This window comes from Vibrio sp. 1-2 (7-a), from assembly GCF_013048515.1.
GTDB classification, from domain to species: domain Bacteria; phylum Pseudomonadota; class Gammaproteobacteria; order Enterobacterales; family Vibrionaceae; genus Vibrio; species Vibrio diabolicus.
Genome location: NZ_VHSQ01000003.1, coordinates 346,233 through 361,543 on the forward strand (window position 1 = coordinate 346,233; position 15,311 = coordinate 361,543).

Here is a 15,311-nt window from a genome sequence, read left to right on the forward strand (position 1 = left end):
CAGTATATTCTTTCAGATCCTGCGTTGGGGCCATGTTATGCAGTCGCAATGATTTGCTGAAACTTAGCATGAAGCTCTTCAAGTGCCGCTTCAACATCCGGTTCTGCACGGCTCAAATGTGCGATTAGCGTCATGAAGTAGCAGTCAAAAATCAACGGTATTTTGTCTTCAAGAACAGAACTTACGCTCGCAGATTGAAACAAAGCTTGGTTAAACGACTGGTAATAATCCAAATCCCAAATCACCTCTTTCAACAAGGCTCGGCTCAGCTCGACGTTCGCAAAATAGTAGCGATAGTATTTATCCGTCAGCGCCAAACCAATGTCGATAGCTGTCTTACCTTCCACACTGACTAGCGTCTCTTGGCTGATCTGTTGCAGTTGCGTCAGCATCCCTTCGCGCAAAATCGACAGTTTGGTCGGGAAGTGGCTGAATACCGTACCATCGGCGACTCCTGCTTCTCTCGCAATCTGCCTTGTGGTCGTCATGTCATAGCCATTCTGAGCAAAAGATGCCCACGCGGCTTTTAGGATTTTGTCTCTGGTTTGTTGTCGCTTCGTCATTGATGTATCTGCTTAATGAGCCTGAAAGGATCATACATTGAGCGGCTGACATTGACAAATTGAGCGCGCTCAATTATAAAAAATGAGCACGCTCAATTTTATATAAAAACAAAAGGAATCGCTCATGTACGTATTAAACAAACTAGGCCAAGGATTGATTTTCTTGCCGGCCATATTCTGCTTTTCTTATATTTTAAGACCAATATTGATGGTGATTCTCATACCAGGCGGACTCGCACTTTTGGCGTTAATCGGTGGAGCAGAAGTCAGATCAGAACTCAAAGCCATGCTGCTTGAGGAGATTTTTGGGGTCAGTCCATCACACACCACCTCTAAAAAGGCGTGAGTGCGCGAGAAACGTTGGCAAGGTTAAGCAAAAAACAAAACGCGCAGGTATCGAGATCTCAATACCTGCGCGATACAAATGTGGTGAAAAGAGGACTGGCGTTAATCAGTATTCATGTTCTGACCGATTCGCCATAAAACACCACTAGGGTCAAACAAACAACATTCGCGCATGCCCCAAGGTTGCTCGACCAGCTCAGTTAAACGCGAACCAAATTCTTCATGACCCACTTTGGACAAGTGCTGATGCCAGCTTTCTGCGTCTTCTACGAGCAAGTGCATCATGAAGTTGTTGCCGTGTTCTGGCTCATAAAAATTCTGTAAAAGAAACGCGCAGCTGCCTTGAGAGAAGTACGCCACATCACCGAAGTCTGACGCCATATCAAAGCCTATCGCCTCATAAAAACGTTTTGAGAGCGCGTAATCTTTCGCAGGAACAAATGATTTGATTTCAACAATATTGAGGTTTTCCATTTCCAATTTCCTAAGCCTTTTTCCATAAAACTGACTGACGTAATCTCGCTCTACGCCTTCTATTCGCCTTGCGTAATCTGCTGTGATGACAGTGGTACACACTCTACCTTTTGCGTTTGTAACCACGTGATGAATTTATGTTCGAGTTCTGTACGCTTTTTATCTTGGCTCAATAAAACATAATTGCAACCTGATAGCACAAAACCAAATGGCGCGACCAAATTATCGCGCTTAATATCGTCCATGACAAAAGGATACGATCCCATCGCCGCGCCTAAGCCATCCACCGCGGCTTGTATGCAAAAATAAAAATGCGCAAATGATTGCTAAGTGTTGCCGTTGAAGGTTTCACAACGTGTTGATTGCTGCCAATCCGCCCAAGCATGTGGGGCGGGATTGGTCATTTTCGGCGCGATGCTGGGCTTAAAGACTTAATGCGCTTGCGATCAGATTTCGACCATAAAAATGCGGCTACTAGAGCCGCATTACAATCCACAAACCTTCGGTCTGATAAGTGAAACGTTTATTGAGTGATAACGGTTAGCGTATCCCAATCAATCGTGAAGCGAATTTGTGCCTCAGTGTAGTGGCTAGTTGTACCTTGATCGTACCAGTTACACGCATTGCGAGAGAAACCTTCTTCAACTTCTTTCATGCCCGCTCGTGCGATCATCTCCGTTTTTGGCTCTTCTCCGCGCTCAAATTCTGGTGTGAACACGTACTGAAATTTCGGTTTGAAACCGTAGATCAAACGCGGCAAGTTCTCTTCTGGTAATAGGTTCTCGTTTGAACAACCTGTGTAGTGGTAAACGCCCGCCCATTTACCGTAGTACTGGTAATCGTTGGTGTAAATTTGGCTAAGAGAGGTGGTCCACTTAACGCCCATACCGCGTTCCATGGAAGCCTTTGGTTTGGCTGCGGTGACGTAATCCTTACTTGAGTAGCGAGACGTATAAGCCACACCCAGGTCGGTCGTCAACGAGCCAGAAAAACTTGGTGCTGAGCCCGGTGTTGCAGTCGCGGTTAAGCCGATAGACGGAGCAACCGTGGTTGTCGATACGGAAACATCATTGGCTTCGTTTTGCGGTGAGTAATCCTCACTAAATACCGGCGTGCCACCAGCTTGATAGATACTGTAGTCGAACGTGACTGGGTAGTTTTGAGTAAAACGGTCCACAATCGCAGCATCGTAAGTGTGTTTTACACCCGGATTACCTGGTACATAACCATTCCCCAGAGTGATCACGCGAGCCGCTTTTTTGTCGTTCTTTGAATTATGGAATAACTCAACCAGTAACTTCACCTGCACACGGCTACCACGAAACGCGTACGGGAAAAGCTCAGGCTCGCTTTGCATCACGACCTCATAGCTTTTTTTCACGTAACCTTCTAGCGCGATGTCATCAATCAAGACACTTTCTACAACCTTGTTATCAGAAGCAGCGGCAGTAGCGGAAATCCCTAACATTAAGGGAAGCAGTATTTTCTTATTCATTATTTTATTACCTTACTTGGGAACAATCCCAATTTAAGCTAACACATTGAACAAGTAGCAACAATCAAATGAAAACGATTCACATTATCAATAATTTGACCTACACCCAGAAATGAAAAAAAACAGCCAACTTACGTTGGCTGTTTCGATGCAGTTAATGAATGACCCGAGCGTCCCCTTTAAGTAACTGAGACAGATCGATAGTGAATATCGTCACTGTCGGACGTTTAGGCAGAGCATTTTCGATCGAAAACTCTGGCCCAGCTGGAACGAGGGGGAAGTGAATAGCAGTCGGCCACGTTGACGAAGCTTCATTACCGCCCGGCTCAGATATTGAGAAAGAAAACGCAGGTAAACGGGTCATAACACTTACCTCAAATGACTGATTCGCGGGCTCAAGCGAGCCCGCTTAGGTTTTGCAATGTTATTGTTGTTTTAACGCCTACTTAATCACTAACGATTGATAACGTTAGATATCAAGTTCTTTGTCTTCAACGTGGTTGGTGATCATCGCTTCAGTCGTGATCATCAAGCCAGCAACAGACGCCGCGAATTGAAGCGCTGAACGTGTTACTTTCGCAGGGTCCAAGATACCCATTTCGATCATGCTGCCGTATTCACCTGTTGCAGCGTTGTAACCGTAATCGGCATCACCCGCTTTGACAGCATTCGCCACAACTGAAGCTTCGTCACCTGCGTTGGTTGCGATTTGACGAAGAGGCTCTTCCATTGCACGTAGCGCAACTCGGATACCCACGTTTTGGTCATCGTTGTCGCCTTTTAGATCCGCCAATTCTTTCGCGATCTTAGTTAGGGCAACACCACCACCAGCAACAATACCTTCTTCAACCGCTGCGCGAGTAGCGTGTAGCGCATCGTCCACGCGGTCTTTCTTCTCTTTCATCTCAACTTCAGTTGCAGCGCCGATCTTGATCACCGCTACGCCGCCAGAAAGCTTCGCAACACGTTGTTGAAGCTTGTCTTTGTCGTATTGAGAAGTGGTTGTTTCGATTTGTTTTTCAATCGAAGCCACACGATCAGCAATCGCGCTTGCTTCTGCTGCGCCACCCACAATAGTTGTTGTGTCTTTGGTGATGGTCACTTTCTTCGCGCTACCTAGTTGCTCTAGCGTTGCTTTTTCGAGTTCTAGGCCGATTTCTTCAGAGATGACCGTACCTGCGGTTAGTACCGCAATGTCTTCCATCATCGCTTTACGGTTGTCACCAAAACCAGGTGCTTTCACCGCCGTCGCACGCACGATGCCGCGCATGTTGTTCACAACCAATGTCGCTAGCGCTTCACCTTCGATGTCTTCAGCAATAATCAATAGCGAGCGAGAAGATTTCGCCACTTCTTCTAGCACTGGCAATAGCTCGCGGATGCTGCTGACTTTTTTGTCCACCAATAGGATGTAAGGGTTGTCTAGCTCTACGCTGCCATTTTCTTGGTTAGTGATGAAGTATGGCGACAAGTAACCGCGGTCGAATTGCATACCTTCAACCACAGACAATTCGTTGTCTAGACCTTGGCCTTCTTCTACCGTAATCACGCCATTGCGACCCACTTTTTCCATCGCTTCTGCAATGATTTCACCGATCGCGCGATCGCTGTTTGCAGAAATGCTACCCACTTGGGTGATGGATTCTTTGTCGCTGCATGGCTTAGACATTTCACGTAGTTTCTCAACCGCCGCTTCAGTAGCTTTGTCGATACCACGTTTTAGGTCCATTGGGTTCATGCCAGACGCTACCGCTTTAAGACCTTCATTGATGAAAGATTGCGCCAGTACAGTAGCCGTCGTTGTACCGTCACCTGCTTCATCATTCGCTTTGGACGCCACTTGTTTCACCATTTGTGCGCCCATGTTTTCGAACTTGTCTTTCAGTTCGATTTCTTTCGCTACCGACACACCATCTTTGGTAATGGTTGGCGCGCCGTAAGATTTATCAAGCACAACGTTGCGGCCTTTCGGGCCTAGTGTCACTTTTACTGCGTCCGCCAGTAAGTTCACACCTTTCAGCATTTTTTGACGTGCGTCATTAGCAAATAATACGTCTTTTGCAGCCATAATTATCTCCTCAAAAAACTACTACAAAAATAATTACTCAACGATTGCTAACACATCAGATTCGGACAGAATCAAGTATTCTGCGCCGTCAATTTTCTCGGTTTTCACGCCGTAACCGTCATTGAAAATGATTTGGTCACCCACTTTGACTTCCATCGCAGCGCGTTCGCCATTTTCAAGGCGTTTACCTAAACCAACAGCAATGACTTTCCCGCGGTTTGATTTTTTCACCGACTGAGAAGTTAAAACGATTCCCCCTTCAGATTTATTTTCCACCTCTTGTCTTTCAACAATTAGCTTGTCATTTAAAGGACGAATTTTCATTTTTAAGTGCCTCCTACTTGGAACCAAAAATAAAAGACAGAATAAACATCAAGATGGATTTGCGAGTCGACCGCTCGCTTTCGATGAGAATAATAAGGTCGAAAAATTGGAGTTCAAGAGGTGGATTTCATAAAAATTTTTTATTGAATTGAATAAAATCTTCTATCGAAACTTTTGACATTCACGGCCACTTAAAACCTCTTTATGATGGAAAATGTGTTCAATCAAATCTAGAGTGGTTACATACTCTTAAAAAGGATAATCAAACAATGAAAAAGGTCGTATCTCTGTTTCTTGCAACATTGTGCGTTGGCTTGCTTTCTTTCAGCGTTGCGGCTTCTGAGCGTGCTGAGCAAGGGTGGCAACTGATTGAGAAAGGCGCAATGATTGTCGATGTACGCACGCCGCAAGAGTTCTCTGAGGGGCATTTAGACAATGCGGTCAATTTCCCTCTATCTGAGCTTGATAAACATTTCCAAGACGTCGATAAAGATCAAGCGATCGTATTGTACTGCCGCAGTGGTAACCGCTCTGGTAAAGCGTATCAATATTTGCAATCACAAGGGTTCACGAATCTGCACAATGCAGGAGGCTTAGAAGAACTGCAAGACGCCAAATAATCATCTCTGTTCTAATTTCAAAAATAAAAGTGCAGAGGGCGTTGCAGACTTATTGCAACGCCCTCTGTTACTAAATAATTCTCTTCCGCTACTACTCTATTTGGGCCCGGCCTCAAACTGAGTCAGGTTATCCGATATCTCAAGCCACGGCGCTTTGGACGCGACAAAAATATGGAAATCTGGCTTGTGGGATGGAGCATCATCCAAGACACCTAGGCGAATATTGACAATCCCATTGTTCTTTTTCGAATACAGGCTCGATCCACAATGGCGACAAAAACATAACATGGTATTTTCGCTTTTCTGATAAGTTTGAATATCCTCTTTTCCTTGGATAATGAGCAACTTATCTAGAGCAATACCGCCCGCCGATGAATAGTCAGAGCCAGTAAATTTTCGACATTCCGAGCAATGGCAATTTCCCATGTACTTGAATTCATCTGCCACTTCCAATTTCACCTTACCACACAGACATGAGCCTTTGAGTACTTCCATTTGAGTCCCTTTTTGTTATGAATCTAATTGAATTAGACGAATACACCGACACCATGCCACTGCAATGCGAAAAATTAAAGGCAGGTAATACAGGTTTTCAAAAATGAAACGAAAATGTAAAACACTCTACTCAGAGGAAAGATAGGTGTGCTCAGCACGTGAGAGCTCAAGCTATTGTCGATACAAAAACACCAAGCAAGACGCTTGGTGTTTTCTTAATATTTTGTCTAACACAGTCATCGCTCTTAATAAGAGACGCCTTGTTGAGAAAGTGTAGTGCTTAGAAAATGCAGTGCTTAGTAAAGCTGGTGGCTTCGTTTGCACTCCAGTCACCTTTTGGCTTATCTTTCAGGTTCTCACACCATTGCTCGCTGCCCACACCATCTTGAAGAACACAGTGCTTCGCAAAGTCTACTGCGTTGTCTGCTGTCCATTCTGTTTTTGGCTTATCGCGCATGTCGTTACACCAGCCTTCAGTGCCCACTTCATCACTACAAGCGGTTAAAGCAGAAGCCGCCAACATCAGCATGACTAGTTTTTTCATAAATTTAAGGTTCCAGTTGCAAACAATATTAAAATAAAACTCAATCGCTTCAACAAATGCCCATTCAACTGTTGAACTAAGCAGTCACTTGTTGAAGTGACTTTTGTATCAACTATAACGAAATTATCAGTCTACGTGTTAAGACACCGAAAAATTATTGAGCCAAGCTGCGTAAATGACACCATAAACACCTATAAGCAGCGCGCTTGCGTTAATGCACTGATCTTAGAAGAACCCGTGCCAAAACATGCTAAACGTAACTCTAACGCCATTTGCTCAAAGTGCTCGACCACCGCTTGAGTGCTTATGGTAGCCGCTTTCAAGACTGCGCCTGCTTGCCCAACGAGATTGGCGCCCAAATGTATGGCTTTCGCCGCTTCAAGTCCGTTATGCACACCACCTGAGGCGATCAAAGGTAATGTAGGATGCTGTGCTCTTATTTGAGTCAAACATTTTGCCGTTGGGATGCCCCAATCGCGGAAAAGTTCGGCTGCACGCTGCATTTTCGGGTTATCTTGGCAATAGCCTTCAACCGCGCTCCAACTTGTGCCACCCGCGCCCGCTACGTCAATGGCATCCACACCGGCGTCAACCAATCGCTGCGCAACGTGACCACTAATACCAAAACCGACTTCTTTAATAATGATCGGAACATTCACGCGAGATTTAAGCTGCTCGATAGCGTGTAAGACCCCAATCCAATTATGGTCGCCATTTTTCTGAAACGCTTCCTGCATTGGGTTTACGTGTACAAACAACGCATCCGCTTGAATGGATTCAACCGCACGCTGCGCATTATCAAGTTTACCTTTGTCGCGCAATTGAGCGGCTCCAAGGTTGGAATAAAGCGGCACATCTTTGGCTAAATCACGAATGGTTTTGCCTAGACCTGCGTGTTGGCGCTCTTCTAAGCTAATACGCTGCGAACCCACGCCCATCGCAATGCCTAATTCACTGGCAGCTTCAGCCAAACGACAATTGATCACTTCTGCGTCTTTTGCTCCACCTGTCATTGAGCTAATCAAAAACGGCAGCGCCAATCGGTGGCCAAGAAACTCTGTCGACAGGTCGATCGCCTGAAAGTCACATTCTGGCAGCGCGCAGTGTTCAAACTCGACAGACTCAAAGCCCGCCGTTTTATGCTTCATGCTCATGTCATGATGTAAAACAGCGTCTAGATGTAAATCTTTTCGGTTAGTTTGCGGAGCCATAATGTCACCCTAAAGTAAAACAGTCGCGCAGTATTGCGATCCTTATCAGTAACGTCAATGCGAATTTTCTGAATTCACGAGATTACTTTTCCGAAACCAGTAATGAATCACGACTTACTCTGACATTATAGAAAGAGAAACTCGCCTTCTGTTTTAAACAAGCAGGCGAGTGTTTCTCCAAGTTGAAGTAATCAGCGTGCGAGACACCACGATAAAAATGGGCCGCATACTTCTCTAATTTACTTTGCGCTTTCTGACAGAATCAGAGACACAACGGTGCTTGTGGTGGTTGGAGCAAACTGCTCAGGATCATCACAGAATTGAATTTTCCCTTTTTCTTCAACGTGGAACAACGGCACTACCGAGTTCCCTTTGTGATGCGCTAAATAGTCTTGATACGTAAAGTTGTCGCTCAATTTCGTGTGTTTTATCTCTGCACCGCGGCTCAACAAACTGGCCAGCTGGGTATAGCTTACGTTACCGCCCATCAGCAATTTACCGTGGTACTCCTGAGCCACGGAGTGCTTCTCGCTACCATTGCCGTTGGTTTTCACTTTTTGCAAGCAGTGAACTTTATCTTCACCAAACTCGTCGACAAATTGCATGCAAGCCATAATGTTGAAATGCTGGTCAGGTGTTAATGCAACGACTTGTCCCACCCCTATCAGGTTCAAATTGTCATCTGCGTGACTAGAAATCGGATTCCCGTAGTAGTAATCCAGCCCCAACATACGAACTTGACTGATGTACTCCCAGTTAGAATCGGTCATCAATATGCGGCGGTCATAACGTGCCAACGCTTGACCAATTTCTCTGGCTACTCGGTTAGCACCAATCAACAAGAAGCCGCGTGGCGCTGGCTCCGCGACGCCCAACATCAATGCGACAGGACGTGCCGTTGCACTTTGTAAAACAACCGTTCCGATGATCACCATGAAGGTCATAGGAACCAGTAAAATCGCTTCATCAATACCGTATTCGGTCAATTTGATCGCGAAAAGAGACGAAATAGAGGCAGCGACAATACCGCGCGGTGCAACCCAAGACAGAAACAGTTTATCTTTAAGTCTCAAGTTACTGCGGATGGTTGAGAGGAAAATCGACAACGGGCGCGACACCAACTGCATAAATACAAACAGCAATAACGCGCCACTACCCAGCGCAGCAAAATCATCCAAGCTAATGCGTGCAGCAAGGAAAATAAATAGGCCGGTGATCAGCAATATGGTCAAGTGCTCTTTAAAGTGCAGAATTTGTTGAATATTGATGCCCTTTGCGTTGGCAAGCCACATACCCATTACAGTAACCGTGAGTAATCCGGCTTCAGACTCGATATGGTTGGAGACGGAAAATACGCCAAGCACGATCATCAAAACCGCAAATGGCTGCAAGTATTCCGGTAGCCACGCACGGCGCATAATCGTTGCGACTGCTGCGCCAGAGGCTACACCAAGAATGACGCCCACGGCAATGAGCGTCCCGAACACTTCGGCGCTATTTATCGCGCTGTGCGATACGATGAACTCATAAACCATCACAACAAAAAGCGCACCGAGTGGATCAATCAAGATCCCCTCCCAACGCAATATATTAGCAAGCGTACTGTTAGGCCTTACCGTCCGAAGAAGTGGCACGATCACCGTCGGACCTGTTACCACGGTTAAGCTGCCGAACAACATGGCGAGCTCCCAAGTAAAACCGAGGAAATAGTGCGTCGCAATACTGGTTGCTGCCCACGAAATGATGGCCCCGATGGAAACGATACTCCAGACTGAGCCACTCACACCGCGAATTTCTTTAAAGTTTAGGGTCAAGCTGCCTTCGAAAAGAATCACCGCAACCGCCAATGAAACCAAAGGAAAGAGCAAATTCCCTAAAATCTCATCTGGATTTAACCACTGCATAAATGGCCCGACAATCAACCCAGCTAGCAGCAAAAATAAAATCGCTGGTAAGCGCAATCGCCATGCCAACCACTGACAACCTAAACCAATGACCCCAACCGCTGATAGCACCAGCGCTTCATTACCCACTTGCATTAATCATTTACCTGTTTTGTCTTTTTTCGCGTGAATGCGCTATACCCAAATAACCTCGGGCGTGCGGTTCAATAAGCATGACTTGGCATGCAGACTAAACGGCTTACCTTCGACTCTTCGACAGCACGCCTCTGAAATGCACATTTTTGAGGTCACTTGGGTATCGCATCAGAATTATGAATATAGTTGAACCCCAATGACTTAACGACTCATTTCTGTTCATCAGATCTTAAAGTGACACACAAGTATGTCGCTTTGTCGAATTCATCATTACGCATTGAGTTTCATTATGTAGAATGATTCTTAAAGAAAGCGCGGAACCTAGCACTATATGAAGCTAAGGCAAAGCGCTTGGACTAAGCTTTAGCGTACGTGCTCAAAGTTAAGAATCGTGTGTCACGCGACGTACGCAGGGAGAAATGGATTGTACGTAATACTAGCACTGTTCATGGCGTTGCTCGCCATCCTCATCGGAGTGAAAGCCGCCAACCGAGCAGCACTTTTAGAAAAAGAGCTAACCAAACTTCGTGAAGAGGTAACATCACTGCGAGTCAGTCTAAATAAGGACTCGAACCAACCAACGCGCCAACAATCCAGTGTTGAAGAGGTAACAAAAGAGGCAAACTCCTCATCCTATAAGGAGCATGACCCGATTACCGACCGAGCATCTTATCTAAACACAACACATCAAGCTCAATACCAGACAAGCGAAGTGCAACTGGACGTTTTTAGTCAAGAACAAGAGTCTATATTGCCAAGTAGAGTGCAGAGCCTGTTTAGCAACATTCAAGAAAACTGGTTGGTTTGGGTAGGCGCGCTGGCAATGCTAATTGGTGGGGGGTATCTCGTACAGGTTATTGGTAGTCACATTGAGTTTTCGCCACTTATGCGTGTGTCCTTTGCGTTTGTACTCTCGTTACTTATGGTGCTTGTTGGCGAATGGTTCCACCGCAAAGAACAACAAAATCCTCAACGAGCAACACGAGCCCAAGGCTTTACTTATGTGCCTGCCGCCGTTACCGGAACCGGGCTAACTGGCATTTACTGCACGGTTATCTTTGCGTTTGTTGTTTATCAAATGCTGACGCCTAGTGTCTCGCTTATCATCTTAGCCGCTGCTGCATTTTGTAGCTTGGCTCTATCTTTACAGCAAGGACCATTGATGGCGGTGCTTGGTCTGATTGGTGGATATACCGCACCGTTATGGATTGGTGGAAGCGAGCCTAATTACTTCTTATTAGCTGGGTATATCAGCGCGATCTCGGTCGCGGCAACATTGCTAATGCAAAAAGTGCGTAGTGCATGGATTTCTCCAAGCATCGCGCTTCCACATGTTGTTTGGATGCTGTTGCTCATTGAAAGCATGCCGCTTGAGACGCTTTTTTCTTGGCTGGCTATTTATCTCTCAATTACTCTTTATCTTATTTTCGCCGTTCCAAGACTGGGTTGGACACTCAATCCTCGTTCTCATCACTGCCAGAATAAGTGGACAAATCCGCCGACCGCTACCTCTCTCGCGATTGCGTTATTGACCTTTTCGGCTGTCACCAGAATGCCAGAATTGGACACACTGCAAATGGTGTACTGTTATGCGCTGCTCGTTGCGACAGTATGGCTCCCAGCGGTTCGCACAGGTTGGTCATTGCGCGTATTTTTGCCTTCCATATTGGTCTCTGCGACCGCACTTGTTGTCCTCACTGTCGCGTTTGACGCTTTGTATATGCCAGAACATGGTGCCAGTATCTTACTCGCATTGGCCACCAGTATTGCACTGATCTGCTGTCGAACTTATTTCCAGTCACTCAGTGACCGATCGCAACTTAGCGGCGTACTTCTGTTAGTACTGGCTCCAGCAATGAGTTTGATTACGCTGTTTTATGTCGACGAATTTATGCAAGGCTACCTGTGGCACTGGACTGCATTCTGCGCATTGGTGACCGTTTATTACGTTGTACTAGGTCAACGCTTACATTCGCTAGCATTGGAATGTTCTGCCGTCATGCACGCTTTAATCGTAGGCGTCGCCTTTGTTTGGTTAAGCGATACCTGGTTGACGACAACAATCTCGATACAAGTTGCGGTAATGGCGCTACAGACGCAATCAGGGTTATTTCGCCCCGCAAGTTGGGCGATCAAAGTGGCGATGGGGATACTGGTCATCCGCCTCACACTTTTACCCTTCATCCCTGAATGGCAACCCGTAGAAGCAGGACATTGGGCTTGGGTTATTGTGAGTTACCTACCGTCTCTCATCATCCTGCTCTATGCTCGAACAACGCTAAAGCAAGTGGACCTCGAACTGACCAACTGGTTTGAAGGTGCATTTTTGCATGTATTCTTAATGGCACTATTCACCCAAACCAACTACTGGTTAACTGGGCAGTACGGCTATTTAGGACACCTTGATTTCACAAGCGCCATCGTTTTTGCTAACCAAGCGTTGGTTATGGGTTTGGTGTACAGCTACCGTAGCCAATTTACACAACGCTTAAGCCGCATCTATGAAGCCTACAGCTACCTGCTTTGGTGTGCCTTCGCATTGCTGATAATTTTGCTTAATACGGCAGAGTCGCCATTGGTGACTGACAACGTCTCAGCCCAAGCTCTTCCCGTCATTAATATGCTAAGCGTCGGCTGGTTGCTGCCAGCTTGCATTCTACTTATCGCAACCTTTAGAGGCTGGAATACGTTACAGGTTCATCGATTTGCGGTTGCTAGCCTAGGCTTTGCACTTGCTGCTATTTGGTTAGGTATGTCTATCCGTCAATTCTGGCAAACCACATCCATGATGCTGTACCAACCGACCAGCATGGCAGAACTGTTCAGTTATTCAGTAGCAGGTTTGCTCGTGGGTGGATTGCTTACTTGGCGCGGTGTGACACACAGAGGGTTGATGATGCAGCGCGTGGGTCTAGTGGTTTTAGCTTTTGTCGCACTCAAAGTATTCTTATGGGATGTTAGTTCTCTGGATGGGTTCTGGAGAGCAATCAGCTTCTTAGGTTTAGGAGCATCTTTAATCGCGCTTGGGTGGTTATTCCAGAAATTGAATCGCTCGGTGGCAAAAGCACTCGAACCATAAACGAATTAAAGAGAGATTCCCGACAATGCACCGTTCTCGTTATTGGGGGGCGATAGCGATGCAAAGCCGGGAATCATTGGAGTGTTCGTTATTTTAGCAACGCAACAACCGTATGACGACGCACGTTTGCTTGTGCATTCAACGCTTGAAAAGTCGAGGTGAACTCACCAGACTTCTGCACAAAACCATCCAGTTTTGCATTCACATCATCTACAGAAAGCTGCGCGGTTTTATTTTGAATTGAGCGCATTTGAGTATTCAACTCTCCATGAAATGCTTTCGCTTCCTGCAAGCTCGTTTGCACTTGTCTTAGATGCTGGTTCACTTTGGCAATCGTCTGTTTCATGCCATCGCGTGATGCCAAATCAAACCCAAGTTCTGCAATACCATCTGGCTCTGACTTTAGATTTAGAACGTTCGGCTGGCCCGCAGGAAAACGGTGCCCTTCGCCCGTAACCATCACTTTCTGCTGCATTTGCTGATAAGCGTTGTCTCTGGCTTCAAATAAAATGCTGCCATCGTCAGCTAATGAGGCACGCATCCCTAAAGCAATCAAGCTTCGGTCAAGCATTTTGACAGTTCGAGCACCATCGGCTTGTCCATCGAACTGAATCATTACCGCTTGACCCTGAGGGAAATCCAAACGAATTTGCTCAGCTTTGTCACTTAAGCGATGCACGTTCAAGCCAGGAATAGAAAAGCGACGAATGTCTGCTTTATCTAGCTTTAAATGCAGTTCGTTGTTGAGCACTTTCTGGCCGTCGAAACGAGCATGCTCCACAACGTTCTGAATGGTGGCTTTAGAACGAACCAATGTATCCTGCAAGCCAGGTACATTTTGTACGCCTTGATTCACCGCTTGCGTCAAACCACGTTTAATTTGAGTCAGCTCTTTGCCAATCACCTGCAACGATTTCGATGCGATCTGCACTGCCGTCGCTTGCTGTTGACCCTGGGTCAGTTGAATCCCAGAGACAGAGTAGGCTGACGCAGTGTCAGCCTGAACTTGCGCCGGGCGCGGTTTAATTGCAGTACTTGAGTCTGCAGAACGGGTCGGCATGATAGAGGCTTGTTCTTGCCCACCCAAGCGTATGCTATGGGGTCTAACCTCTACTGTACTCATTACCATAAAAGAACTTCCTAACCTTATAGACGGTCAAACAACGATAGATCATTGATCTTTACATAGCTCGCTTGCGTTGCTTGCAAAGCCGCCATGTAATTGCTCAAGCGTACCGATGCTTCACCGTAATCCAGAGCTGAGAGGTCACCTGATACTTTATCGACGAACAGTTTATTCTCACCATGAGCACCGCCAACCAAATCTAGGTTATTGTGTCGGCCACCAATCTCCGTCATCGTGCCAAGTACGCTTGCCAACGTATCATCAATGGCACTCAGGCTTGCGTCCACTTCAGCTTGGAAATTCGGACTCGGGTTCTCAAATTCTGTAATTAGATTATTAATTTGATCCAGTACGTTTTTGCCGCCACCAAGGTCCAAAATGTCCTTTGCCGTCATGTTGGAATCCATCGTTACACCTTTCGCAATCGTCACGACACGTTTATCGCTGTTGCCCTCGATGACATAACTACCGCTTGCACTGTTTATAGCAGGGGTGTCAGTTTTGGTGCCTGAAAATAGGTAGTGCCCTTCTTCATCCTGAGCATTGAAAGACGACTCAATTGAATCACGATAGCTCTTTAGCTCCGTGATCATACCGGTACGGTCTTGATCAGTCAGTGAGCCATTCGCGCCCCATAATGCAATATCACGCATGCTCATTAGGCTCTCTTTCACTGAGTCTAAATGTGTTTCTTGACTCGAAAGCGTGGTTTTGACGTTTGCGATATTGTTTTGATATTGGGCGATGGCGCTGTTTTCACGATCCAAATTAAGCAGCTTAATCGATGCCATTGGATCGTCCGATAGTTTGGTTAGACGCTCACCTGTCGTCATTTGTTGTAGCACGTGCCCCAGACCTGCATTGTTACCTTGCAGGCTTTGCAGCATCATTTGGCTAAATTGATTGTCACTGATTCGCATCTGGGTTT

The 15,311-nt window shown here is 46.1% G+C and carries 15 protein-coding genes and 1 pseudogene; 3 read left to right on the top strand and 13 right to left on the bottom strand.

What is annotated here, in order from left to right; genetic code table 11:
• Nucleotides 1-35 precede the first annotated feature (35 nt).
• Entirely contained in the window at nucleotides 36-563 is a 528-nt protein-coding gene (locus FKN08_RS11780) for a TetR/AcrR family transcriptional regulator (RefSeq protein WP_170892191.1), read from the bottom strand.
• A gap of 124 nt (nucleotides 564-687) precedes the next feature.
• Between FKN08_RS11780 and FKN08_RS11785 the strand changes: the two genes are divergently transcribed.
• The gene (locus tag FKN08_RS11785; protein WP_170892192.1) at nucleotides 688-909 is read left to right on the top strand and encodes a hypothetical protein; all 222 of its coding nucleotides are present in this window, start codon (nucleotides 688-690) and stop codon (nucleotides 907-909) included.
• Nucleotides 910-1,010: 101 nt separating this feature from the next.
• Here the strand turns inward: FKN08_RS11785 and FKN08_RS11790 are convergent, their stop codons facing one another.
• The 6 genes and pseudogenes from FKN08_RS11790 to FKN08_RS11815 all read right to left on the bottom strand — a co-directional run bounded on the left by FKN08_RS11790 (nucleotide 1,011) and on the right by FKN08_RS11815 (nucleotide 5,269).
• Nucleotides 1,011-1,382 (bottom strand): VOC family protein, encoded by a 372-nt coding sequence (locus FKN08_RS11790; protein WP_005395273.1) that lies wholly within the window; start codon nucleotides 1,380-1,382, stop codon nucleotides 1,011-1,013.
• A gap of 59 nt (nucleotides 1,383-1,441) precedes the next feature.
• Nucleotides 1,442-1,708, bottom strand: a pseudogene (locus tag FKN08_RS11795) (LysR family transcriptional regulator); the annotation flags it as partial.
• Nucleotides 1,709-1,905: 197 nt separating this feature from the next.
• A complete protein-coding gene (locus tag FKN08_RS11800) occupies nucleotides 1,906-2,877 on the bottom strand; it encodes a leukocidin family pore-forming toxin (protein ID WP_170892194.1) in 972 nt (323 codons plus the stop codon).
• Between the two features lie 154 nt (nucleotides 2,878-3,031).
• Complete coding sequence (locus tag FKN08_RS11805; RefSeq protein ID WP_005464025.1) at nucleotides 3,032-3,241, bottom strand: hypothetical protein; 210 nt, start codon at nucleotides 3,239-3,241, stop codon at nucleotides 3,032-3,034.
• A 105-nt stretch (nucleotides 3,242-3,346) separates the two neighbouring features.
• A complete protein-coding gene (groL, locus tag FKN08_RS11810) occupies nucleotides 3,347-4,945 on the bottom strand; it encodes a chaperonin GroEL (protein WP_005395280.1) in 1,599 nt (532 codons plus the stop codon).
• 33 nt (nucleotides 4,946-4,978) lie between these two features.
• Entirely contained in the window at nucleotides 4,979-5,269 is a 291-nt protein-coding gene (locus FKN08_RS11815) for a co-chaperone GroES (protein ID WP_005373989.1), read from the bottom strand.
• 269 nt (nucleotides 5,270-5,538) lie between these two features.
• On the opposite strand from FKN08_RS11815, the gene FKN08_RS11820 reads away from it, so the two are divergent.
• The gene (locus FKN08_RS11820; protein ID WP_065645657.1) at nucleotides 5,539-5,889 is read left to right on the top strand and encodes a rhodanese-like domain-containing protein; all 351 of its coding nucleotides are present in this window, start codon (nucleotides 5,539-5,541) and stop codon (nucleotides 5,887-5,889) included.
• A 96-nt stretch (nucleotides 5,890-5,985) separates the two neighbouring features.
• Here the strand turns inward: FKN08_RS11820 and FKN08_RS11825 are convergent, their stop codons facing one another.
• The 4 genes from FKN08_RS11825 to FKN08_RS11840 all read right to left on the bottom strand — a co-directional run bounded on the left by FKN08_RS11825 (nucleotide 5,986) and on the right by FKN08_RS11840 (nucleotide 10,178).
• Nucleotides 5,986-6,384 (bottom strand): GFA family protein, encoded by a 399-nt coding sequence (locus tag FKN08_RS11825; protein ID WP_170892195.1) that lies wholly within the window; start codon nucleotides 6,382-6,384, stop codon nucleotides 5,986-5,988.
• A 280-nt stretch (nucleotides 6,385-6,664) separates the two neighbouring features.
• Complete coding sequence (locus tag FKN08_RS11830; protein ID WP_005395285.1) at nucleotides 6,665-6,928, bottom strand: DUF3012 domain-containing protein; 264 nt, start codon at nucleotides 6,926-6,928, stop codon at nucleotides 6,665-6,667.
• Between the two features lie 191 nt (nucleotides 6,929-7,119).
• Entirely contained in the window at nucleotides 7,120-8,139 is a 1,020-nt protein-coding gene (gene fni, locus FKN08_RS11835; RefSeq protein ID WP_074189797.1) for a type 2 isopentenyl-diphosphate Delta-isomerase, read from the bottom strand.
• A 239-nt stretch (nucleotides 8,140-8,378) separates the two neighbouring features.
• Entirely contained in the window at nucleotides 8,379-10,178 is a 1,800-nt protein-coding gene (locus FKN08_RS11840) for a sodium:proton antiporter (protein WP_170892196.1), read from the bottom strand.
• A gap of 424 nt (nucleotides 10,179-10,602) precedes the next feature.
• Between FKN08_RS11840 and FKN08_RS11845 the strand changes: the two genes are divergently transcribed.
• Nucleotides 10,603-13,257 (top strand): DUF2339 domain-containing protein, encoded by a 2,655-nt coding sequence (locus tag FKN08_RS11845; RefSeq protein WP_170892197.1) that lies wholly within the window; start codon nucleotides 10,603-10,605, stop codon nucleotides 13,255-13,257.
• Between the two features lie 88 nt (nucleotides 13,258-13,345).
• Here the strand turns inward: FKN08_RS11845 and FKN08_RS11850 are convergent, their stop codons facing one another.
• Nucleotides 13,346-14,386 (bottom strand): hypothetical protein, encoded by a 1,041-nt coding sequence (locus FKN08_RS11850; protein ID WP_012842382.1) that lies wholly within the window; start codon nucleotides 14,384-14,386, stop codon nucleotides 13,346-13,348.
• A gap of 17 nt (nucleotides 14,387-14,403) precedes the next feature.
• Complete coding sequence (flgL, locus tag FKN08_RS11855; RefSeq protein WP_005395290.1) at nucleotides 14,404-15,303, bottom strand: flagellar hook-associated protein FlgL; 900 nt, start codon at nucleotides 15,301-15,303, stop codon at nucleotides 14,404-14,406.
• Nucleotides 15,304-15,311: the final 8 nt, after the last annotated feature.